Genomic DNA, 24,389 nt, shown 5'->3' with positions numbered 1-24,389 from the left:
GTAATAGAGAGATGCAAACCCTCAGATGTTTTGCTGGATATTGGTACAGGCGGGGGAGAGAATGTATTAAGAATTGCACCGGCAGCCTTATTCATGATTGGGATTGATAATTCAAGTGGAATGATAGAAACAGCACAGTCTAATTTGGAAAAAGCAAGTGTATCAAACGTTAGATTTTTCAAAATGGAGTCCGAAGGCTTGATGTTTCCACACTCTTTTTTTGACATTGTGTCTTGTTGTCATGCGCCTTTTGTTGCAGCAGAAGTAGCAAAAGTAATAAAAAAGGGTGGTATCTTTTTGACGCAGCAAGTCAGCGAACATGATAAATGGAACTTAAAAGCAGCGTTTGGAAGAGGACAATGCTTCGGGGAAAAAGACGGCACATTAAAAGAAAAGTATGTTCGAGAGTTGAAGTCTGCAGGCTTTACTGATGTGCAAATATTAGAATATGATGCGATTGATTATTACCAAACACCTGAAGACCTCCTGTTCCTATTAACACACACACCTATCATACCAAGATTTGGTGAAGAGAAAGAGGACTTTGGTATTTTGGAAAAATTCATCATAACAAATAAAACGGAAAAAGGAATCCGTACAAATTCAAAACGTTTTATGATAATCGCTAATAAATCTTAATCTTTTTACATGAATAAAGGTGTTCAATATAAATGATAAAAGCCGATTTCCGTAGTTTATAGGAGAACGGCTTTTATTGCGTGGTACCTGTGATTGTCTTGTGGTTAAAATTTCACTAAACGAATTTATACATAAGAATATCATCTACATATTCATTATCATTCATTTTAAATTCCTTAATTTTACGTCCTTCTTCAATGAAACCCATCTTTTTGTACAACGATATTGCACTATGATTTGTTGAGAAAACTCCTAAACTTACTTTTTCAATGAGAGGATTTTTCTCTGCCCAGTCTAATAAAGCTTGTAGTAGCATTGTCCCAATTCCTAGTCCTCTGTAATTTTTACTGATCATGATTCCAAAGGAACCTGTATGAGACAATCGTTTTTTATTTTCGCTAAGGAAAACAATCCAGCCAACCACTTCACCATCTTTTTCAGCAACAAGTAATGTTTCTCTTTCATTCTCCAATACGCCTTGTACCCATTCCTTTTGCTCGGATGACGTTTTATTAAATTCTTCGGATAACGAAATGAGAAACTTGCCTTCGGAAACAACGGATTTCTGTATGTCTAAAATGGCCTCGGAATCTTCTATTTTTCCTGTGCGAATCATGTAGCTGGCAGTATCTTTTGAAATTGACAATTATATACCCCCTTATAAAATATTTTGTTAATATTCTATCTTTCTTTTATAATCTCCTACTTAAACGAAAATGCTCCGTTTCTTTTAGAAGGAAGTTTTCATTTCTTGGCGTATCTATTAAGTTGTCACGGGGTTTCAGAAACCTTGGCGATGGAAAGAATTAGAAGCATCGGGTTTGGTATTTACTTATATAAGGGGGTGGGGAAGTCTATGATTCATAAAGTTGGTCAAATTATGTTGTATGTAAATAACCAAGATGAGGCAGTGGATTTTTGGACAGAAAAAGTAGGGTTTACTGTAGTTTCTGAAGAAAATAACGGTCAAGGAATGAGATGGATTGAAATTGCTCCAACAAAGGGCGCAGAAACAAGCATCATTCTGCACAATAAGGAATTGGTTGCTAAAATGTCACCTGGGTTAAATCTTGGTACACCTTCTCTAATGTTTTTCACAGAAAATCTTGATGAATTACGTAGCAACTTATTAAATAAAAATATCACAGTCGGAGAAATTGTAAATATGCCTTCCGGTAGAGTGTTTAATTTTGCGGATCATGAAGAGAATTACTTTGCTGTGATGGAGAAGAAATAAATAGAAAAACCCCCTGCTTTTTGTTCAAAAAGCAGGGGGTTTTTCTATGTTTCATAATCGGATTTATTTTCAAAATGCTTTCATTTTACTATGTTTTCAGATAAAACAAATCCCCATACAATGATATTTGTAATTACTAAGCTTTTTCCACATATGTATTCGCTCCTAATCTGTTGAAGTTCTATAGTTCTTCTTGATGATATCTCGCATGTCTCTGATAAAGAATAGAAGGAACATTATACCTATGATGCCACTAATCCAAAAATATGTATTTCCGGTTGTGAATTTGTCATAGAAGGTATAGGCATTCCAAGTTATAAGGATTACTGAACATATAGTAGAGGTTACTAATGAACCTAAACTTCTCATAATTGTCACCTCGATTCAAAATGTTGTAATTTTATATAATTATACATATAAATAAAAGGATTTAGAAGTAGTCAGGTTACAGTAACTGGGATAATTGCTAGAAAAATATGCTTAACGTTGTAAAAGCACAAAATCCTGACGCTACCCCATTAATTGGACAGAGCTTTTACTTTTTCAAAAAAATCTTTTAAGTGTATAAATTCCTCTTCATTTCCGCGGGTTGAAAAAACATCTTGATCTTGATGGGAAACAACAATAGAAGGAATCGTTTTAAAAAAGGCAAAAGGTTGTTTTTTCTCTTTTATTTTATGAATTTTATGGTAAGGTATCTGTAATGAAATAGGAAGCTCGCCAAATATTTCGCTATAAAATAAAAGCTGTCGTTCCGTGTAAGCTAGAATACCTCTCATAGGTGTAGAACTCCCATAGCCAGATATACCGCTTTGCATTTCATAATAAGCTGAAATCATACCTTGTATATTCTCATTTGAAGACATTTTCTGTTGAAATTCTTGCATTGCATGTTCTCTTAAACTCATATAAATACCTCCTTAGATTAAAATTCATTTTGAATTTTTCACAAAAAACGTGAGACGAAATATTAACAAGAAAGCTAATATTGCTAAAAACGGGATGGTTATAAATTTTTGAAAAATAAAATCAACAGCTGAGAAATCTTCATACAAATGACAAAAAGCACTTTTGGTATGCGTCATCTGTATTGTGTATTGATACGAAAAAATAAGTAATCCTATCCCAGAGAAATACTTAATATACTCATTTGCATGAGAATATTTTTTTATTAAAGATACAATATACATTATGAAAATCGGATATAAGCATATCCTTTGATACCAACATAAACTACATGGAACTAGTTTCATAATTTCACTTATAAATAAACTATCTATTGTTCCAATAAATGATATCATTGTCACATAGGACATATAATTATTATAACGTATTAATTTTGTAATATTCACCTATTTTTTTCATCTATGCTCACTCATTATCGTTATTTGTCACTATGCTCATTTAAAAACTCATTCAGTTTTTTCTGTAAGGGGTAGCAAACTTAAGTATTTGTAGTACAGAAAAGGATAGATAAGGTTTCTACTTTATCTATCCTCTTTTTATCACATATAATGTGGAATGTTTTTACCTAAAGATGTCAATTTTCTCGTTTTGGGGTATTTGTTTTTCTAAGCTTGATGGGCATGGCGTGCTACCCCTTAAAGAATTTTTGCATTTCCGGATTGTTTGGGAAGATTTGATCAGCTGAGCAACATAAAAATATACAAGAAATAGAAAATTGGGGTTAAACCGATGATAATATGTCCTATAAGGTTGACTCTCCAATGAATGTTTCGGACTCTATTCTTTCCTAACAGAAAAGTTATAACTAACACCGTTATAAGTGGACAGAAAAAAGAAATGGTGTCCCAAGGGCTGATTCTTTCAAAAATAATCCGATTTAATAATGGCAATAACAGAATAAAATTAATGATTAATAGAAGATATCCTATTACGATTCTCATTTTTCACCAACCTTTACATTTTTATCTTAATTTTAACATTCTTCTGATGATTACAAAAGAAGCTTCTTTCTTGTCCGTGACAAAATATGAAAGCCACCAAGCTTATTTTACTTGATGGCTTTCATTTTCTTTTGTTTATTAAAGAATTTTTGCATTTCAGGACTATTTGGGAATATCTCTTCAGCTTTATAAGAATGAAAATCTACTGGCTGGATCCGTTGTCGTTGTTTTAATTTTTCTTCGCCACGCATTACTCTAAGTACGTGCTAAACAGATTTAGGAAGTTCGCTTATTTGAATTTTAGTCATAATACCAACACCTCATTATATAAATCATTACAAATAAATTGTAGTTCCTTTTTCACGATTACTGGTCAAATCTCTTTACAATCCTCAAACCGAACATCGTAGTGAAAAACAAAACTATCATTACGTAGCCTAGAACGTAATCTACTCGTATCATTGAATCCTTATTGGAAATATATAAAGCAAATAGTATTACAGAGGTAGCACCACATTCCCATCAACTTAAGAATTTTATAACGCCCCAAAACAAAAAAATTGTACATTTTCACCTGGAGGTGTCAATATTGAGAAACCTCGCAGTTGCTTTTTTACGTTTTTTAAGAAGCAGAATGACATTCCTCAATTCAAATCTAAAAAGAATAAAGTTCAATCCTACACAATAAAACAAATAGAAATATTGCTATTGTTGAAAAAATCATGTTAATAAAACCCGGTCTCGTTACATTTGCAAAAAGCTAACGGGATTATGTTATTATTTTAGTAATTTACACAAGAGATAATTTCTTTTAAAGTAAATACGAAAATATATTTTAAATAGAACGGATGGATCTTGACATATATGAAAAATAATTCTCTTAAAGTCACCTTCGATAATTTGGAAGAGTTTGCTGATATAATCAGTGAAATTCTGCAATGCCCTATTACAGTAGAAGATGTAAATCATCGTCTCCTAGCATATAGTACCCATGACGAAAGAACAGACTCTGCAAGAATTGCAACTATTATGGGTAGGCGTGTACCTGAAAAAGTAATTAATAACTTATGGAAAGAGGGGGTTATTCCTACTCTTTTAAAAAGTCGTGAACCTATTCACGTAAAAAAGATAGATAATATTGGCCTCGGTGACAGAGTTGCGATTTCCATTTGGAATAAAGAGGACGTACTGGGATTCATTTGGGCTTTAGAAATCAAGCGCTCTTTAACTGAACAAGATTATGCCTTGATGAAAAAATCTGCTGAAGCTGTAAAAAGTAAGCTTCTTCAGCTCCAAACCAGAAAAAATAAAAAGGACGAACGTTCACAAGAATTTTTTTGGAAGCTACTAACTAATCATATACAAACAAATGAGGAAATTATTGAAAACTTTCAGGTACTTCATATTACGCCGGCTTCCTTATTTAACGTTGTCGTATTTCATTTTGAACAAGAAATTACGAGTGAAAAAGAAAAACAAATTTCTTATTTGTTAAAAACAAGCGAACATTTGAAAATTCTACTTTATACAATTGATCGTAACAAGTTAATTCTTCTTACTTCGTTAGATAATCTCAGTCAACCTTCTCATGAAATTAACAATTTCGTCGAAAGATTTGTTAACACGATGGAAAAACGATATGAAATTAAATCTATCAAACCAGCGTTCAGCAGTGTATATAGTGATTATCAAAAAATCAGTAAAGCTTATAAAGAAACATTAATCGTATTATCTATAAAGGAAAAATTTCCTTCCGACACAGCTAATATTCATGGCTATCAAAACATGGGGATTTATCAATTAATTGACCTTCTACTTGAGCAAAGAAAGCAGGAGGAGTATGAAAACCAAGCATTGCAGAAGCTCCATAAGTATGATTGTAAATATAATAGTAATCTTGTTGAAACGTTGGAAATATTTTTAAACAATGACAGTAATACCAGCGAAGTAGCTAAAGTTTTAAATATTCACGTCAATACACTAAGCTATAGACTTAAAAGAATCTGTGAAATCAGTGAAATCGATTTAAAAGATCCGAATCAAAAAATGGTTCTATACTTGGATCTTAAGTTACAAAAATTCATGTAGCAGCATCCTTTTGTGAAATTCCACAAAAGGATGCTGCTTTTTTCTTTTTTCTACACGATGAGAAAAAAGAAAAAAGCACTTTATAATTATATCGCAACAAAATAACTCAAAAATTTTTAAGTTACATCATATGTATTGTTAGCTAAAAGTGATTGGAGATATCATACACACTTATGTATGTGTGTATGTTGATATAGAGATTTATCAAGAAAGGGATTTGATTCATGAGAAATTTTTGTAATACCCAAAAAATAATAATTACAATAGTAGCAATTGTTGCAATAGCAATTGGTTATTATATGTTTCAATCGATTAATTCACCTGCAAAAGCTGTGGCCAAGCAAGAAAATACTGTACAGCTAGCAAGTGAACAACCAAAAATTAAAATAAAAAAAGCAACACCAACCCATTTTAATGGTAAGGAGAGAAAGGTTGTTTATCTTACTTTCGATGATGGACCAGGTAAATATACGGCTGATTTGTTAAACATCTTAAAAGAAAATGATGTGAAAGCAACATTTTTCTTAATTGGCGAAAATGTAAAACAGTTTCCAGAGTTGGTGAAACGTGAAAAGGAAGAAGGGCATTATGTGGGCATGCATAGTATGACACATGATTTTAAAAAATTATATACAAGTGGCGAATATGTAAATGAAATGAAAGAAGATCAAGGTTTAATAGCAAATATTATTAAAGAATCCCCAAAACTAACTCGTCCTCCATATGGATCCATGCCAGGATTAAATGAAGCACTTCGAAATAGAACAGTAGAAGCTAATTTAAAAGTATGGGATTGGACTATTGATTCTTTAGATTGGAAGTATAATAAGATGCCAGTTGATGCCGCTTCATCTCAGATTGTTCAAAATGTCCTAACAAATGCAAACCAGTCCAAAGAAGTGATTCTAATGCACGATATTCATCCACAATCTGTTGCTGCGGTACTAGCTATTATAAAAGGATTAAAAGAAAAAGGATATGAGTTTGAAGCGTATCATGAAGACGAGCATTTTTCAGTGAATTTTTGGCATGATAAACGTATATAACATCATAGGAGGAATTAACATTGATTTATAGGGAAATGGTATTAATAGGAGTCTTATCAATTGGATTTCTAGGTGGTTGTTTGGGGGCAAAACCCGAAGATCAATTATATGTAGCTTTTGAAAATGCAGCAAATCAAGAAAAAGCATTATTTGATAATGTAAAAACATTTGAGCAGTTAGAAACAAAAGAACAGGAATTGTATAATCAAATTATACAAGAAGGGAAAGAGCAAAATGAGGGAGTAATACAAAAAATAGAGCAAGCCATTGCAACTGTAAATGAACGTGAAAAATTGGTAAAAGATGAAAAGGATGTATTAGAAAAAGCCCAAAAAGAAACCGCATCAGTTCATAGTTATATAGATAAAATTGAGGACAAAAGGTTAAAAAATCAAGCGGAAAAAGTAGAAGAAGTTTATAAAAATCGCTATGAAGTTTTTCAAAAAATAAATAATAGTTATAAAGAGGAATTAATAGCTGAAAAAGAACTTTATGAAAAGTTAAAAGGTAAAGAAACAAAACTAAAAGAGATTGGTGAGAAAGTTAAAACTATCAATACATTAAACGAGGAAACGCTAAAAGAAAAAGAAAAATTCAATCAATATACTAAAGAGTATAATGAGGGAAAACTAAAATTCTATGAAGACGCGAAGATTAAAATAAAAGAGAAAAAGTAAGAAAAATAATTATCAATTTAAGTATCTTGCCTCCTCATCCCTAAAGACAAATCAAAGTTCTAAATAGCATTTCGTTTAAAGGAGGTTTTTCATGAGCTATGATACTGTTTCATCTTTACAACGCATGCAACGACTACAGCAAGCAGCAACAGGACAAAAAGATGTTTTAAAACGAGTAAATTCAGGTTTGGAAATTGTAATGTTTATTACGGGAGTATTCTTAGCTCTCTCGACTTTCACATTATCTTTCTGGATATATTTCTTTTATTTTTTAATAAAGGAATATACTGCTAAAACATATCTAGTAAAAAACATGGATACTGGTGAAAAATTTCGAGTTGATAAACAAGAATTTAAACAATACAAAAAAGTGTTCAGAGCGAAAGAGGTAGCAATGGAATTGATTAGTTAGTAGCTTTAATAAGTAAAAGTAATAGGACTTTAAACGTAAGAATATAGGGGTAATAATTCTTTTTTGTGGTTATTTCCTGACTTAATTTATGAGAATATATTTTGCACATCATATCAAAAAGGAGTCTCTTATGAAATATTTCTCAATATGTTTAGTAATTTTATTTCTAATTGTGGTATTTAGTTGTATTATTTTGGGTTCTCATGCAAATAGCTGAAAGAAAGCGCCCTTGAGGATGTCTTTTTTTATAGAATCGATGAACAGACACAATATAAAAAATAATTAATCAAATAATTAAAAACGAGAAAACATTATAATGAAATGGGGGAATCAATTGTTACGTAAAAGACATTTGTATGTGCTTAGTGCTCTCTGCGCCATTATATTAGTTGGATGTAAATCTCAGGTTAAAGAAGCATCTTTAGTAAGTGATATAGGCGAGAAATCTATAGGAATAAAAGACATTGGGGATACACAGATAAATTTAGTAGATCCTACTAGTGGAAAAATGGTCAAACAAATAAATTTAACTTCATTAGGATATTTTCAAGGTGAAAATCAATATAAATTAAATATTAAAAAAATCGCTAATGAAATAGGCAAACAGATTGATCAAAAAATGATACCTTCTCGTATGACTAGTGATGGAATATGGAAAGAAGGAAAGCCTTCATATGAATTATTTGAAAAAGAGTTAGTAGAGGATTTAATGGATGTGGGAATGTGGGAACGTTCCCGTGCATTGCCAATTGTTAAGAAACGGCCTATTGCTCAATCAAAAGATGCAAATCGAAATAGCGAAGTAATTGGAAAATATGTGACGGACATAGTTGGCACAGCTAATGGTAAGATAGAAAACATTCGTTTGTCGGCAAATACTATTAATGGTGTAATATTAGGAAAAGGTGATCGTTTTTCCTTTAATGCTTTAATAGGAGATACAACACCTGATAAAGGATATCAGCTTGGAAAAGAAATCGTTGCGGGAAAATTAGTAGATGGTTATGGAGGAGGGGTTTGTCAAACTTCTTCTACACTTTATAATGCAGCGGATCAAGCGGGATTAAAAATGATAGAAAGATATAGTCATTCAAAGCCAGTTGGCTATGTACCTATAGGCAGAGATGCAACTATAGCGTATCCTTATTTCGATTTAGTATTTGAAAATGCGAATAATGTACTGGTACAGATCTTTATGAAGGTAGAAGGTAATAGATTAACCGCGGAAATACATAGGTTAATCTAAAAGATCTGTTTGGAGAGTTATTCTAATTCCTACCTTCCATTAGGGGTCCTACCGCATGCCCATCAAGTTAAGAAAAACAAATACCCCAAAGCAAAAATGCCATCCCTTCTATTCTCTTTTTTTTACCATCTTATTATCTGAATTGTACTAAAAAAGCATTGTTTTAGGATACAATAGAGTCAAAAGATGAACTATTAGAATAGATCGAATCGTTGATATATCTATGTTAATAGAGGGGGGAATTATATGATTCGTGAAGCTGAACCAAAAGACAGTCATGTAATTGAAAATCTATATAAAAAATTAGCACCACATAGTAAAAACATTAAGGTTTTACCAGAAAGAATTGAGCAGATAAGGAATGATTCTAATAATTTCTTATTTGTGTATGAGGAAGATTGTAAAGTTAAAGGAAGTATATTTATGACTTTTTGTCTTGATCCTGGATATCAATTTAGACCATATACCGTTCTAGAGTATGTGATTGTAAATGAAGATTTTCGAGGTAATGGGATAGGTGAAAAGTTACTAAAACATGTAGAACGGCTATCAATTGCAAGGGAATCCACAAGAATTATCCTATTAAGTAGTATAAATAGAATAGAAGCACATAAATTCTTTTCTAAAAATGGTTATAATGGCACTATAAGTAAGGGATTCAAGAAGTATATACCGATTAATTAAGTTTTCGTTATGGGGATAATTCAAAACCTTAGATTAATAGTAATTGTGTGTTTTTTATATTGGATTTTTTGAGATATAAGCGGAGGGGAAAAGACATGATAAATCAAGCTGAATTACTATGGAAACGTATAATTAATAGAGGTTCAAGCCTTGAAGTGAACTTTCAAAAAACATTAAACCTCCAACCGGGTGCAAGTGATGAAGATTTTCAGTTAATTGAAACTACACTGGGTATTACACTTCCTAAAGAAATGAAAAGTTTTTACAGGGTGTATAACGGACAAATTTGGGAACCTGGGGTTGAATCTTTTGTAAGAAATTTGGTTCTTTCCCCAACTTCTCAAATTATAGACAATTGGACATTTCTACAGGATGAATTCGATCCAGATGATTTAGAGTCGAATATTGAAAATGAACTTAAACCTGTTCTTTGGAATTCTAAGTGGATTCCAATTGCAGAAAATGGTGGTGGGGATTATCTTTGTATTGATACAGATCCATCAGAATCTGGAGTAGTAGGACAAGTGCTATATTTTTGGCATGATTGGGGAAAACGTTCTGTTGAGGCAAAAGGTTTATTTGAATTCATAGAAATCTGTTTGAAAGAAGATAATAGAATGCAGTGTTCTAATGAAAATTAGAGTTACAAAAGAGGATGTGAATTATTATTTACATCCTTTTTTGTTTTTTAAATTAAATCATCAGAATCGCACCAGTTAGAGCAATAGAATTGTAGATGAATTTACATCAACTTAAGAGTTTTAAGTAGACCCTAAACAAAAAAATTTCTTTACAGCTAGTTATTTATAAGAGCGCCTCTTATTTAAACCTATATTTTGATGCAATTTTGCATATCCTAATAAAGGGAATCTATATACAGAGTGTGATTGAATTATATTAATAACATTAAAGGTAATGAACATGCAGGTTTCCTTTTTTGTTTATTAGTTTCATCAGAAAAGAAGTCAGATCTTTGAAAGACTTTTGTAACATTTATGAAAGTCATTTGAAACATATTTAAACTAAGATGTACATGTCGAAGGTGATTTTATTTCAGTCGGAAGTAAAAAGTATTAGCAATGTATAGTATAATTTCATCTTTTGTATTCATGTAGAGATGATAAAAAAAGGGAGAGATTGCATAAATCTAATTTAAGAAAAACATATGATTATCCAGTAGGTATTTTATTAACTCTTATATCTAAGTGAAAAACAGAAAATCAAGCTCAGCTTCATTATCACTAGCATATAGAGATAACTTTTATTATCCTGGTAGATTCCTATACAGATATGATATTGTTGATCTATATTACTACAATGAACCTGGTCGTACTAAATCTATAGGATTAAATAATTTACAAAAGGCTCAAGTAATTTACAAAATATTTATCATTTAGCATATTCAATTTGATTTAAAACAATAAGATTATAAACCACAGAAAGGTACTCATTCGACACTCAGTAGAGTGCCTTTTTTTGTTCGAATTATATCAAAACGTATCATTTTCTTTTTGATATAGTATTCTAGTGTACAGAAATAATATGAAATATCATATTTTATATTATGTTATATTAATAATGTGTTTTTAAGGATTTTATAAATGGAGGAAATGTTATGAACAAGAAATCAAAGTTTACCCAAATGATGCTCGGCATTAGTACAGTGGCCTTATCATTTGGAAGTATTCAAACACAAGTATCAGCGGAAGAAAATACACCTTATAATGTGTTACAAAAGAAACCAATTGGGATAGAAACTTCAACGGATGAAATTGCACATTCTACAAAAGCAGACGAAACGTTGTCTTATGAAGAACGTTTAAAAGTAGGCGATTTTTCACAACGTCCAGCTCCGGTCGTGAAACGAGCAGCGGCAAAACAATTTCAGCAAAAGTATTCTGTGGCAGAGCTGAATAGAATGAGTGATGACGAATTAATTGATACATTGGCAAATGTTAGTTGGKATCAAATTACAGATTTATCTCAGTTTAATCAAGAAACAAAAGCGTTTTATCAAAATAAAGGGCGAATACAAGTTATTATTGATGAATTAGGTCGCCGTGGAAGCACATTTACAAAAGATGATACAAAAGGGATTGAGACGTTTGTTGAAGTATTATATTGCGGTTTTTATTTAGGCTTTAATAATAAAGAGTTAAACTATTTAAATGAGCGAAGCTTCCATGATAAATGTTTACCGGCATTAAAAGAAATTGGAAGAAATCCGAATTTTAAACTTGGTACAGATAAACAGGATAAAGTGGTATCTGCATATGGTAAATTAATTCATAACGCTTCTTGTGATGCTGAAACAGTTCAATATGCAGGGAATATATTAAAACAATATAACGATAATATTTCTACATATGTAAGTGATCCGAACAAAGGGGCTGCCATGTATAATCTCATACAAGGGATTGATGATGATATGCAGTCTTACTTGAATGAGACACGTAAAAAAGCGGATGAAACAATATGGTATGGGAAAATTGATAGTTTCATAAATGAAATCAGTCGAATGGCTCTTCTGAATCATGTAACACCAGAAAATAGCTGGTTAATTAATAATGGTGTTTATTATGCTGGTCGTCTAGGGAAATTCCATAGTAATCCAAATAAACCTTTAGAAGTACTTACACAAGCAATGCATATGTACCCTCGTTTAAGTGAAGCTTATTTTAATGCGGTAGAGCAAATTTCAACAAACTATGGTGGAAAAGATTATAACGGAAATACAGTAGATTTACAGAAAATACGTGAAGAAGGCCAACAGCAATACTTACCAAAAACGTATACATTCGATGACGGTTCTATTGTATTTAAAACAGGAGATAAAGTAACGGAAGAAAAGGTTAAGAGATTATATTGGGCTGCTAAAGAAGTAAAAGCGCAATATCATCGTGTAATTGGAAATGATGCGGCGTTAGAATCAGGGAAAGCTGATGATGTACTGACAATCGTAATTTATAATGATCCATATGAATATAAACGAAATAGCCAACTATATGGATATGATACGAATAATGGTGGCATTTACATTGAAGGAAAAGGAACGTTCTTTACATATGAACGTACACCACAGCAAAGTAGTTATACTTTAGAAGAATTGTTCCGTCATGAATTTACACAYTATTTACAGGCAAGATACGAAGTTCCAGGAKCATGGGGACAAGGAGAATTATATCAAAATGAACGTATGACTTGGTTTGATGAAGGAAATGCAGAATTTTTTGCGGGATCTACTCGTACGAATAACGTTGTTCCGCGCAAAAGTGTAATTAAAGGATTATCATCTAATCCTGCAGAACGTTATACAGCAGAACGAACATTATTTTCGAAATATGGATCATGGGATTTTTATAATTATTCTTTTGCACTGCAGTCTTACTTATATACTCATCAATTTGAAACTTTCGATAAGATTCAAGATTTAATTCGTGCAAATGATGTGAAGGGTTACGATGCATATCGTGAAGCTTTAAGTAAGGATCCAAATTTAAATAAAGAATACCAAGACTATATGAAGCAGTTAATTGATAATCAAGATACATATAATACCCCACAAGTATCAGATGATTATTTAGCTGAACATGCACCAAAGCCACTAGCTGATGTAAAGAAAGAAATTGAAAATGTGGCACGTATAAAAGATGCAACAATGACAAAGCATAAGTCTCAATTCTTTGATACGTTTACATTAGAAGGAACATATACAGGYGRCGTAACAAAAGGRGAATCTGAAGATTGGAAAGCGATGAGCAAGCAAATCAATCAATCTTTAGAACAGTTAGCGCAAAAAGAATGGAGCGGCTACAAAACAGTTACAGCGTATTTTGTTAATTATCGTGTGAATGCGAACAATCAATTTGAATACGATGTTGTATTCCATGGTGTTGCAACGGGAGAAGAAGAAAAACAGACGATTAAAGTAAATATGAATGGACCATACAATGAGATGTTAAATGAAAAAGTTGAGTTTCATAGCGATGGTACAGAAAGCACAGGTGGAAAAATTGTTTCGTATCTCTGGGATTTTGGCGATGGTACAACAAGTACAGAAGCAAATCCTACTCATGTATATGGAAAAGAGGGAACATATACTGCAAGGCTAACAGTGAAAGATAATAAAGGAAACGTAGGCCGAGGACAAACAACGGTTACCGTAAAAAAGGATGAGCCAGTAGGTCATGGATATGACAGCGCAAAGGCAATTCGTTTTAATAAGCTTTTCAAAGGAAATATGGATATGCCTAATATGGCGTATATGTACACATTCAATGTTACATCTCCAAAAGAAGTAGATATTTCCTTTATAGATGAACAGGGAATTGGAATAAAATGGGATGTATATTACGAATCAGATTTAGGAAATCCTGTCATTACGGGTCAAGCGGATGGAAATAATATGAAAGGGAAATTTGAAGCGAAACCTGGGAAGTATTATGTAGTTGCATTTTTTGAAGAGGAAAACAGAAAGGGAACATATTCATTATTAGTAAAGTAAATTCGTTTAATCGTATATAACGACGAAAAGTAATGAATAAGAGACTTTTGCTATTCCTTGTTCATCTGTTTAACAAAGAATAATTTAATATTCGAGAAAAAATTGAATTAAATAAAAAAGAATCCCTTAATTCCTTTTGGGATTCTTTTTCTTGTTTAAAGTTTGCTCACACAAATGATCTGCACATCAATCCATCTTTGATATACAGATCATTTGTATGATAATTTTTATAAATAATTGCGGAATAATAAACTTACATAAATGCTTTTAAAAGCTCTTGTACGAATGGAAGTACTCCACCTACAAATTTTAAAACTGCCATTGCGATTGCCATGTTATTTCCTCCTCTTTTTATGTGTTAAGATGTGGTACATCTTTATGCTTTTATTATAGTAAGCGCTTACATTAATATCAATACATTTCGATATGCAATATTGCATAATTATATATAATTTATATATATAATTAAATAAATTAACGATAAAGCTAATGAACATGCAGGTTTCCTTCTTTGTGTGCTAGTTTCATCAGCAAATACGTCAGACCTTTGAAAGACTTTTGTAACATTTATGAAAGAGAAATGAAAGATTTGTTAGCTAGGATGAGGCTTATCTACTAGTAGAAGATGCGCGCAGATAGTAAAACCATTAGTGAAAATAAGGAGAAGTTAAGGTATGTTTATGAAAAGAAAACTGTCTATATTTGCATTTTTAGCACTAATATTTAGTTTGATAGTTACTGTTTTTCCTACAAATTCTGCTTATGCAGAGGAAGAAGATCGTATACTTGATATTTATGGTGATCCAATTACTACAAATAAAGACTATATATTAATAAATAAGTACTTGGACGTGGTGGGAGTTCATCCTTCACAACGTATAGCACCTGTAGGTCAGAATAGATTTGGAGTAACTTATGAGAAGTACGCTGGTTGGCATTATGCAATTCAGTATAGAAAAGCATCTTATTATGGATCAGCGGAAATACATAAAGATACAAAAGGCAATGAGTACTATGGTACACCTATAAGTTTTGAAACTCCAGATGGATTAAACAGTGATGGATATATAAGACATAATACGCCAGTTACCATGTCAATGTGGATTGGTGGACCAAATGCTGAGGCAGGAGGAGTAAAAAAATATATAAATGCAAAGGATGCTGGCTGGATTTATTTTAGCGACCAATCAAAAAGCAAGTTAATCGTTCAGAAAGTAAATTCGAAGGAAATAAACTTAGCAACAGGCACCACCGAGATTCTTAGAGATAAATTTGGTAGACCTTGTGATTGGTACAGTGCAGATCCAAAGAACTCTTATTATGGGGTTACATCAACTTTCCAAGTACAGATAGCACAATACCCAGGCTCAGATCACGAGAAAAGGTGGGCGATTTCTGCTCCTAAAAGCGTTGCTGGTTATGAATTAGTACCTTTACCATAGAGCATCTATTACATTTAGATTTATATAACTGTACTTATTAATATGTAATGTGTCTTTCAGTAAGGTAAGAGAAGACCCTATGAAATAAATTTAAATTATATATCAAATGGAGGAATATTTATGAAAAGAAAAATTTTTGCTATAGCTTCTGTAATTGCTTTAACAGCTCCTGTTCAGAGCGTGGCGTTCGCACATGAAAATGATGGGCAATTTGATCCACCTATTGCTCAAAGATGGTCAGCAGAATCTATACATAATGAAGGAGTAAGTTCTCATTTATGGATTGTCAACAGAGCTATTGATATTATGTCCCAAAATACGACTGTAGTGAAGCAAAATGAGACAGCTCTATTAAATGAATGGCGTACTAATCTAGAGGAAGGTATTTATTCTGCAGATTATAAAAACCCATACTATGATCATTCCACATTCGCTTCACACTTCTATGATCCTGATTCAGGAAAAACGTATATTCCATTTGCTAAACAAGCAAAGCAAACAGGAGCWAAGTATTTTAAATTAGCTGGTGAAKCTTATMAAAATAAAGATATGAAAMATGCATTCTTTTATTTAGGATTATCACTTCATTATTTAGGGGATGTCAACCAACCAATGCATGCAGCAAACTTTACTAACATTTCGCATCCATTTGGCTTCCACTCAAAATATGAAAACTTCGTTGATACAGTGAAGGACAATTATAGAGTAACAGATGGAGATGGCTATTGGAATTGGAAAAGTGCAAATCCAGAAGAGTGGGTTCATGCATCAGCATCAGCAGCAAAGGCTGATTTTCCATCAATTGTTAATGATAATACAAAAAATTGGTTCCTAAAAGCAACGGTATCACAAGACTCTGCTGACAAATGGCGTGCTGAAGTAACACCGGTAACAGGAAAACGTTTAATGGAAGCACAGCGTATTACAGCTGGATATATTCATTTATGGTTTGATACGTATGTGAATAACAAATAACAAAATACACTTATGCATAGCATAGGAAGGCACTGAAAAAGTGATTACAATGATAAAAACCCACGAAGAAAATGAATTTTCTCCGTGGGTTTTAGTCATTTAAATGGACTTTTGGGACACCCTAATCCCACCTAACTCAAGAGGCATCCGCACCTTCAAACTGACTATTATAAAGCGAAGCATAGAAACCATCAGCCTTCAATAACTCTTCATGATTACCTTGTTCTACAATATCCCCGTCTTTCATGACAAGGATTAAATCTGCATCACGGATTGTTGATAATCTATGAGCAATGATAAAGCTTGTTCTGCCTTCCATGAGGTTTTCCATGGCTTTTTGAATCAGCACTTCTGTACGAGTGTCAATGGAGCTTGTTGCTTCGTCGAGTATGAGTATTTTCGGATCCGCTAGAAGGGCGCGGGCAATTGTTAGTAGTTGCTTTTGTCCTTGGGATACGTTGCTTGCTTCTTCGTTTAGTTCCATTTGATATTTATTTGGTAATGTTTTTACGAAGCTGTGAACGTGAGCTGCTTTCGCTGCTTCAATCACTTCTTCGTCGGTTGCACCCAGTCTACCGTAACGTATGTTTTCCATGATGGAACCGTTAAATAGCCAAGTGTCTTGCAGTACCATGCCGAACATGCTGCGCAGGTCTTCTCGCGTAAAGTCTTTTATATCGTGATCGTCTATACAGATCGCACCGCTGTTTACGTCATAGAAACGCATTAACAGTTTTACGATTGTTGTTTTACCTGCTCCGGTTGGTCCGACGATTGCTACTTTTTGTCCAGGCTGAATATGAGCTGAGAAATTATTGATGATAATCTTATCTGGATTATACCCAAATTGAACATCCTTGAATGTAACTTCTCCTTGAACTTTTTGCAGCCTCACTGGATTTTCTGCTTCTGGCATTTCCTCTTCTTCTTCTAAAAATTCGAAAACTCTTTCTGCAGCAGCTGCTGTGGATTGGAGTACGTTCGCGATTTGAGCTACTTGAGCGATTGGCTGCGTAAAGTTTCTAACATATTGCACAAAGGCTAAAATATCTCCAACTGCGATGGTTCTCTTTGCCGCAAGCCAGCCGCCTAAAATCGAGACAGCGACGTAACCGATATTCCCGATAAACATCATAATTGGCATCATCATACCGGATAAAAATTGAGACTTCCATGCGGAGTGGTAAAGAGTATCGTTCACCTCTTCGAATTTTTTCACTTCTGCTTCTTCTTTGTTAAAGGCTTTTACGATATTGTGACCACTATAAATTTCTTCAACTTGACCGTTCACGTGCCCTAAATATTCTTGCTGGGATTTGAAGTATTTTTGTGATCTCTTTACGACTCCCATGATGAGCATCATGGATACTGGCAGTATTAACAGCGCCACTAATGTCATTTGCCAGCTTATGGATAACATCATGATGAGTACACCAATGATTGTAATAACGGATGTGATGATTTGCGACATACTTTGATTTAAAGTTTGGCTCACAGTATCTACGTCATTCGTAACTCTAGATAATACTTCTCCGTGTGTCGTTTTATCAAAGTACTTTAGCGGCATACGGTTGATCTTTTCATCAATTTCTTTTCTGAAGTTATAAGATACCTTTTGTGCGACTCCTGAGATGATATATCCTTGGATAATGCCAAACACAGTGCTCGCTATATATAATCCAAGGAGTAAAATGACAATGTTTCCGATATAGGTAAAGTCAATGGCAGCACCGTGCACGCCTGTTACTTTGYYTACGAGTCCTTCGAAAAGTTTTGTTGTCGCKTTWCCTAAAATYTTTGGACCWACGATTGYRAAGGCYGCACTRCCGATTGCAAAAATAATGACGATTACGATCGAGAACTTATATGGCTTTAGGTATTGAAGTAACTTATTCATYGTTCCCTTGAAATTTTTTGCCTTCTCAATCTTTCTCATGCCGCCGCCCATATGACCGCCGCCAGGACCAGTGCCACCTTGTCTGTTATTTTCTATTTTTCTATCACTCATGATGACAACTCCTCTCTTGAAAGCTGTGATAAAGCAATTTGCTTATAAACTTCACAGTTTTCCATAAGCTCTTCATGAGTACCAGTTCCGACTATTTTTCCTTCATCAAGTACAATGATCTTATCTGCATTCATGATTGTACTTATTCTTTGGGCAACAAGTAGAATAGTACTTCCCGCAATCTCATTGTTTAAAGCCCTCCGCAAGGCTGCGTCTGTCTTAAAGTCAAGAGCTGAGAAACTATCATCAAATATGAAGATTTCYGATTTTTTCGTAAGAGCACGCGCAATAGAAAGTCTTTGTTTTTGACCACCTGAAACGTTCGTACCACCTTGTGATATTTCTGTACGGAAGCTTTCAGATTTCGCGTTAATAAACTCCATAGCTTGCGCGATTTCTGCCGCTTTTGCGAGTTCTTCTTCAGTTGCTTCTTTCTTACCGTATTTCAAATTACTTTCGATCGTACCTGAGAATAGAACTCCTTTTTGCGGTACATAACCAATTTTCTCTCTTAATTCGCTTTGAGATACTTCTCTAATATCCGTGTCATCTATTAATATTTGGCCGCTTGTGACATCGTAAAAGCGTGGAATTAAGTTGATTAATGTTGATTTACCACTACCTGTACTTCCGATGAAAGCTGTCGTTTCTCCAGGTTTTGCGGTAAAGGTAATATTGGAAAGCACATCTTCTTCTGCACCTGGATATTTAAAGCTAACATTTTTAAATTCAACGTAGCCTTTCTTGTCAGAAGCAAATGTTTTTGGCTCCGCTGCGTCATGAATAGAAAGGTCAGTATCTAAAACTTCTGCAATGCGCTGTGCGGATACAGAAGCACGCGGAACCATAATGGATACCATAGAAATCATTAAGAAGGCCATGATGATTTGCATTGTATATTGCATAAACGCCATCATATCACCAACTTGCATATGTCCCATATCCACTTGGTGTGATCCTACCCAAATAATAAGTACAGTAACGGCATTCATGATAAGCATCATCATCGGCATCATAAATGACATTAAACGGCTTACAAATAAATTGGTTCTTGTTAAATCTTGATTTCCTTTTTCAAATTTCTTTTCTTCATGCTTTTGATTATTAAAAGCACGAATCACAAGCATACCTGTTAAAGATTCACGAGTGATTAAGTTAATTTTATCTACTAACTTTTGGATACTCTTAAACTTGGGGATCGCGATGCTAAATAGACCAATGACTAAGCTTAAAATCGCGATAACTGCAACTGCGATAATCCATCCCATTGAAAGGTCTGTAGTAAGTACCTTAATAATTCCGCCTATGCCTAAAATCGGTGCATAGAATACGATACGAAGCAGCATAACCATAAGTGTTTGCACTTGTTGAATATCATTTGTACTTCTTGTGATTAGAGATGCAGTGGAAAACTTATCAAACTCTGCATTAGAAAAGCTTGTAACCTTCCGAAATACTTTCTTTCTAAGGTCTCTACCTAATCCAGCAGCTACTTTTGCAGCAAGTAAACTCACGATAACGGTAGCTGCCATACTTACTAAGGATAAAAGCAGCATTTTTCCGCCAGAAGTAAGAATATAATTGGATTGAAGCTTATCTGTATTGATACCGATCTTTTTATATTCATTCTCAATGAATGAAACAGCTGACTGTGTTACCATGCTGCCTGGCATATTCTTAAACTTTTCATCCGCCTTTTCTTTCATTGCATCGATTTGATCTTGAGGCAGTTTCGCAATGACTGCAAAAGGATCTGTATTTGGCGGAAGCTTCGCCGGTGCTTTGTTATCACCTGGCGCAGTGAAAGCAGATGAGCCGCCTTTTTCAATTCCTTGTGTAATTAACATTGGTTTCCCGAATATATCGTTAAGTTCGTCAATTGTATTTTTATCCTCTGTATGTAGCTTATAAAGCGGTTCTTTATCAAGCTGCGGATAATCTTTTAAGTCATTTTTCAGCTCACTTTGAGAAAGATTGTTCTTATCTAAAAGTACATAGTTGTCATCTACTTTTTTCTTCTCATTTTCATTCATAAAGAGTGTAAGTTTATCGAGCTCACTTTTACGAATAACCTTAGGTACTGCATTTTCTACACCTTTTTGTTGAATACCTACATTCACAATGTTAGACATGTAGTCTGGCAGTGATAGGTCACATACAGCTTGTATGGATAATAGACATATAACTGCAATGATTGAGGCAACAAATGGTTTTAAATGTTTGATGATCTTTAACATTTAATTCATCTCTCCATTTTCCTTTTCTAATTTTTTTAGCTTTTACTTCGGTTCCTTCCTTTATTCTTCGTATTCCCAGTAATGAATTCTAGCAGCTCTTTACATACTTTCGACTACAGATTAATTCTATGACTCTATGAAGATATGATGCAACTTTTAGGGTGTAGAATTTCATAATGAATTTGTTAAAGAATTTTAAACTATATATACATCAATTAAAAAAATTGATTTTACCATACGTTAAGAAGGTTCCATAAACGATATTTAGTATTTGTTATGGTATTTTGTTTTTGGTAAAGTCAAAAAGTGACAGAAAGAATTGGAGAAATTGAGCATGATCATTCTTGACTGTCAGCTAATCGAAAAATTGAAGAGGGGTGTTCCTTGGTGACAAATAGTGAAATGAATCCTAAAGTTGATGAATTTTTAAGTAAAGCTAAAAAGTGGAAGGAAGAATATGAGAAGTTGAGAAATATCGTTCTTGACTGTGAGCTGACCGAAGAATTTAAGTGGATGCATCCTTGTTACACGTTTGAGAAAAAAAACATAGTTTTAATACATGGATTTAAAGAATATTGTGCGCTTCTGTTTCAAAAAGGTGCCTTGTTGCAGGATGCCGATGGGATTCTAATCCAACAAACGGAGAATGTACAGGCGGCGCGCCAGATTCGGTTCACCAATGTTCAAGAAATAGTTGAAATGGAAACCATCTTAAAAGCCTATATTTATGAAGCCATTGAAGTTGAAAAAGCCGGTTTAGAAGTGAAAATGAAAGAGCATAAAGAATTCATAATTCCTGAAGAACTTCAAAATAAATTCGATGAAATCCCCGCGTTGAAAACTGCTTTTGAAGCATTGACGCCGGGACGGCAAAGAGCATACATTCTTTATTTTTCTCAACCCAAACAATCCAAAACTCGAGAGTCAAGGGTTGAAAAATATATCGAGCAAATTCTCAATGGAAAGGGATTAAATGATTGCACTTGTGGACTATCTCAAAAGCAGCCCAACTGTGACGGCTCGCACAAGTCATTCGATAAGAAAATAAATTAATCAAACTTTAAGATATTACCTCACTTTGAGTTCATTCGAACTCCTTTTAGATCGCAGGTAACACTCAATCAAATAATTTAAAATGGAAAAAATAAAAAAGTGATTCGTAGAGTATAAGCAAACTACCGTATAACAGGCTTACGCATTACCGGTTAAGAAAAGAAAAATACTGCACACAAAAGTGTACCCTTTGGCTTTTTGCTGAAAGGTACACTTTTCTTGAACAAGCCAATCTAAAAAAGTCGGTTCCTTAGCGTACAAAATTCCCGAAATATTGGCGGTACCCCACATCCATCAACTTAAGAAATACGCTCTTCCCAAAAACGAAAAAAATGAGCTGAATTCTCATAAATAACTGTAGAGATATAAAATTTTTGTTTTGAGGATATATTTAAATCTTAGGTTGATGAGCATGGACGGTACTCCTATTATGAGTAATATGTATGAAACATTTCAAAAAAATAATAAAAAGAGCTGATTCAAAGTGTAGTTTAAATCAGCTCTTTTTTCTCTTTTTTAGTACTTTTATGCCGATATATCTTGTTTTTCTCGCGGTGCAAATTGTTTTTCACTACGATTTTCCATAAATATAAAACATAAAGATAGGTGCGATCAGAGAAGATTTAACAAAAATAGTTTATGAAGCAAGCGAAGATAAATTTTTATCGGGAGTAAGACCTGTCTGGTAAATATAGAGTTTATAAAAGAGATTAGCCGTACATGAGACGAGCCCCTAAAATACAATTCCGCTAGAAATTTTTGCGCTATATTCTCTTTTATTTTATTTATGATAGTTGATTAACAACACTTTCTAAAAATTTGTCTACCTTTTCTTTTGATGTATCCGGCGCATGATAACCAATCGTAAATGTAAGTCTTCTATTATAAAAGCTTGCACCCATTGAAAAGAATGGTGCATACATAATGGGTGATGTCATATACCCGTCCTCAGCTTGAACTTCACCAAACTGAATAGGTTCATCAGCGATCACCCCGAAATTTGTCAGTAATGGCAACGCCATCCCCATCTGTAAAGCCTGTTCGTATTGCTGATTATACATTTCCTTCACCGTAGATAGGCTTCATACCTGCCAGTAGCTCCATTCCTGCTGCTGAAGAAAGACCTGGATTTTGAGACTTTATTTTATCCATTGATTGTTTAACTCGAACAAGAGTCTGATTAAATGATTCATCATCTTCCATTTTAATCACTGGCATTTCCATACCGGATAAGTTGCAAATAGCACCAGTTGTATAATTAGGCAGATATCGACGTAAATCAATTGTCAAACCGATCATTTTTTCTGCGGTGCGAGGTTCTGCATACACAGTGAAATGTGATAAAGCTCGGAAGTATGCAGTCATGATTACATCATTCAAGGTAGCCTGTTGTGCTTTTGTCCATTGGGTTAGACGTAGAGTTTGCTCATGGCTCAACCGCCGTACGGACATTTGGGGGGATTTATTTTTGTTGGGTTGAGATGGAAAAGACCATAACGATGCCTGTTGTTCTTGGTTAGGACGATACGCACTTTTTACGTCCGATATTCCAGCATATTTGAATACATGTGATTGATCTCGAAAACTCTCATTTCCCTCACCAAATTCCTTTATAATTTGATCCTTAGATCGTCCCAAGGAAAGGTGAGTATAAATTGCTCCAAGCAAATTAATATATTCTTTGACTCCTGTGCCATCTGAACATAGATGAGATAATTTCACAACTAACATATCTGTTGTAGTGCCTCGTAATAATTTTGTTTGAACCATAGGCCCCTGAATACGATCACCAGGTTCCTTAATAAAATCTATTACCATTTTTTCAAGTTCTTGATTATTTCCTTCTGCAAAAAGGCAAATAGGTGAGTTAGTGCCAGATGAATGTTCCTCCCAGTAAGGAATATCATTTTCTACAAACCGGCTGTTCAAAACTGGCTGCAATTGTAACGTTATCCTTACTGATTGTTCAAGTATTTTCTTTGATATACCTACAGGAAAATAAAGAACTGCATTAATTTGTTGATCTGCAGAATAAAGACCTAATAAATAATTCATTCGATCTTGAGGTGTTACTGAATACTTTCTTTGTTCCATAATTTTGTCCCCCTTTTAGGACCTTTTTTGTATAACCTTATTCTCCATATGGTTGTAACTTTTCTAGTCATTTTTCTTTAAGAGCTAATAATGCTTATTTTTTGAAATTTTTCACGAAAGCATCTTTTCCGTACTGGTTC

The 24,389-nt window shown here is 33.6% G+C and carries 19 protein-coding genes and 2 pseudogenes; 13 read left to right on the top strand and 8 right to left on the bottom strand.

Annotated elements, in window-relative coordinates:
* On the top strand, positions 1-639 hold a 639-nt coding region (locus AC1DIT_RS18395; RefSeq protein ID WP_476998340.1), incomplete at its 5' end, for a class I SAM-dependent methyltransferase.
* A gap of 115 nt (positions 640-754) precedes the next feature.
* Here AC1DIT_RS18395 and AC1DIT_RS18390 read toward each other — a convergent pair.
* Positions 755-1,285, bottom strand: coding sequence for a GNAT family N-acetyltransferase (locus AC1DIT_RS18390; RefSeq protein ID WP_016132974.1), 531 nt, complete (start codon positions 1,283-1,285; stop codon positions 755-757).
* A gap of 210 nt (positions 1,286-1,495) precedes the next feature.
* Between AC1DIT_RS18390 and AC1DIT_RS18385 the strand changes: the two genes are divergently transcribed.
* Entirely contained in the window at positions 1,496-1,876 is a 381-nt protein-coding gene (locus tag AC1DIT_RS18385; protein WP_016132973.1) for a VOC family protein, read from the top strand.
* A gap of 165 nt (positions 1,877-2,041) precedes the next feature.
* Here the strand turns inward: AC1DIT_RS18385 and AC1DIT_RS18380 are convergent, their stop codons facing one another.
* The 3 genes from AC1DIT_RS18380 to AC1DIT_RS18370 all read right to left on the bottom strand — a co-directional run bounded on the left by AC1DIT_RS18380 (position 2,042) and on the right by AC1DIT_RS18370 (position 3,177).
* Positions 2,042-2,245, bottom strand: a complete 204-nt coding sequence (locus AC1DIT_RS18380; protein WP_077295241.1) for a hypothetical protein — start codon at positions 2,243-2,245, stop codon at positions 2,042-2,044.
* 149 nt (positions 2,246-2,394) lie between these two features.
* Complete coding sequence (locus AC1DIT_RS18375) at positions 2,395-2,784, bottom strand: GRAM domain-containing protein (protein WP_016113374.1); 390 nt, start codon at positions 2,782-2,784, stop codon at positions 2,395-2,397.
* A gap of 24 nt (positions 2,785-2,808) precedes the next feature.
* Entirely contained in the window at positions 2,809-3,177 is a 369-nt protein-coding gene (locus AC1DIT_RS18370) for a disulfide bond formation protein B (RefSeq protein ID WP_414848195.1), read from the bottom strand.
* Positions 3,178-4,647: 1,470 nt separating this feature from the next.
* Here AC1DIT_RS18370 and AC1DIT_RS18365 point away from each other — a divergent pair.
* From AC1DIT_RS18365 to colA, 8 genes are all read left to right on the top strand, one after another.
* Positions 4,648-5,871: a PucR family transcriptional regulator gene (locus AC1DIT_RS18365; protein ID WP_016113375.1), complete on the top strand. Its 1,224-nt coding sequence runs from the start codon at positions 4,648-4,650 to the stop codon at positions 5,869-5,871.
* Between the two features lie 224 nt (positions 5,872-6,095).
* Positions 6,096-6,917 (top strand): peptidoglycan-N-acetylglucosamine deacetylase, encoded by an 822-nt coding sequence (locus AC1DIT_RS18360; protein ID WP_016113376.1) that lies wholly within the window; start codon positions 6,096-6,098, stop codon positions 6,915-6,917.
* Between the two features lie 35 nt (positions 6,918-6,952).
* Entirely contained in the window at positions 6,953-7,594 is a 642-nt protein-coding gene (locus AC1DIT_RS18355) for a YkyA family protein (RefSeq protein ID WP_375337745.1), read from the top strand.
* A gap of 91 nt (positions 7,595-7,685) precedes the next feature.
* Positions 7,686-8,006, top strand: a complete 321-nt coding sequence (locus AC1DIT_RS18350; protein ID WP_003195641.1) for a hypothetical protein — start codon at positions 7,686-7,688, stop codon at positions 8,004-8,006.
* Between the two features lie 316 nt (positions 8,007-8,322).
* Positions 8,323-9,252 (top strand): VanW family protein, encoded by a 930-nt coding sequence (locus AC1DIT_RS18345; RefSeq protein ID WP_016113378.1) that lies wholly within the window; start codon positions 8,323-8,325, stop codon positions 9,250-9,252.
* Between the two features lie 246 nt (positions 9,253-9,498).
* Entirely contained in the window at positions 9,499-9,936 is a 438-nt protein-coding gene (locus tag AC1DIT_RS18340) for a GNAT family N-acetyltransferase (RefSeq protein ID WP_016113379.1), read from the top strand.
* Positions 9,937-10,031: 95 nt separating this feature from the next.
* Positions 10,032-10,577 (top strand): SMI1/KNR4 family protein, encoded by a 546-nt coding sequence (locus AC1DIT_RS18335; RefSeq protein ID WP_003195646.1) that lies wholly within the window; start codon positions 10,032-10,034, stop codon positions 10,575-10,577.
* 974 nt (positions 10,578-11,551) lie between these two features.
* Entirely contained in the window at positions 11,552-14,440 is a 2,889-nt protein-coding gene (colA, locus tag AC1DIT_RS18330) for a collagenase ColA (RefSeq protein ID WP_476998339.1), read from the top strand.
* 253 nt (positions 14,441-14,693) lie between these two features.
* Here the strand turns inward: colA and AC1DIT_RS18325 are convergent.
* Positions 14,694-14,880: pseudogene (locus AC1DIT_RS18325) on the bottom strand (hypothetical protein).
* A gap of 234 nt (positions 14,881-15,114) precedes the next feature.
* Here AC1DIT_RS18325 and AC1DIT_RS18320 point away from each other — a divergent pair.
* Together AC1DIT_RS18320 and AC1DIT_RS18315 are read left to right on the top strand one after the other, a co-directional pair.
* The gene (locus tag AC1DIT_RS18320) at positions 15,115-15,882 is read left to right on the top strand and encodes a hypothetical protein (RefSeq protein ID WP_016113381.1); all 768 of its coding nucleotides are present in this window, start codon (positions 15,115-15,117) and stop codon (positions 15,880-15,882) included.
* 120 nt (positions 15,883-16,002) lie between these two features.
* Entirely contained in the window at positions 16,003-16,857 is an 855-nt protein-coding gene (locus tag AC1DIT_RS18315; RefSeq protein ID WP_476998338.1) for a phospholipase C, read from the top strand.
* Positions 16,858-16,993: 136 nt separating this feature from the next.
* Here the strand turns inward: AC1DIT_RS18315 and AC1DIT_RS18310 are convergent, their stop codons facing one another.
* Entirely contained in the window at positions 16,994-18,865 is a 1,872-nt protein-coding gene (locus AC1DIT_RS18310; RefSeq protein WP_476998337.1) for an ABC transporter ATP-binding protein, read from the bottom strand.
* On the bottom strand, positions 18,862-21,102 hold the full coding sequence (locus AC1DIT_RS18305; protein ID WP_016132972.1) for an ABC transporter ATP-binding protein: 2,241 nt from the start codon (positions 21,100-21,102) through the stop codon (positions 18,862-18,864). Before AC1DIT_RS18305 ends, AC1DIT_RS18310 begins: the two co-directional genes overlap by 4 nt.
* Positions 21,103-21,489: 387 nt before the next feature.
* Here AC1DIT_RS18305 and AC1DIT_RS18300 point away from each other — a divergent pair, with 387 nt between their 5' ends.
* Positions 21,490-22,155, top strand: a complete 666-nt coding sequence (locus tag AC1DIT_RS18300; protein ID WP_080118988.1) for a YdeI/OmpD-associated family protein — start codon at positions 21,490-21,492, stop codon at positions 22,153-22,155.
* 785 nt (positions 22,156-22,940) lie between these two features.
* On the opposite strand, the pseudogene AC1DIT_RS18295 reads toward AC1DIT_RS18300, so the two are convergent.
* A pseudogene (locus AC1DIT_RS18295) lies at positions 22,941-24,249 on the bottom strand (condensation domain-containing protein).
* Positions 24,250-24,389: the final 140 nt, after the last annotated feature.

The organism is Bacillus sp. 05T22, from assembly GCF_056396765.1.
The sequence above is the reverse complement of the archived record's forward strand: the minus strand, read 5'-3'. Positions and strand labels throughout refer to the sequence as shown.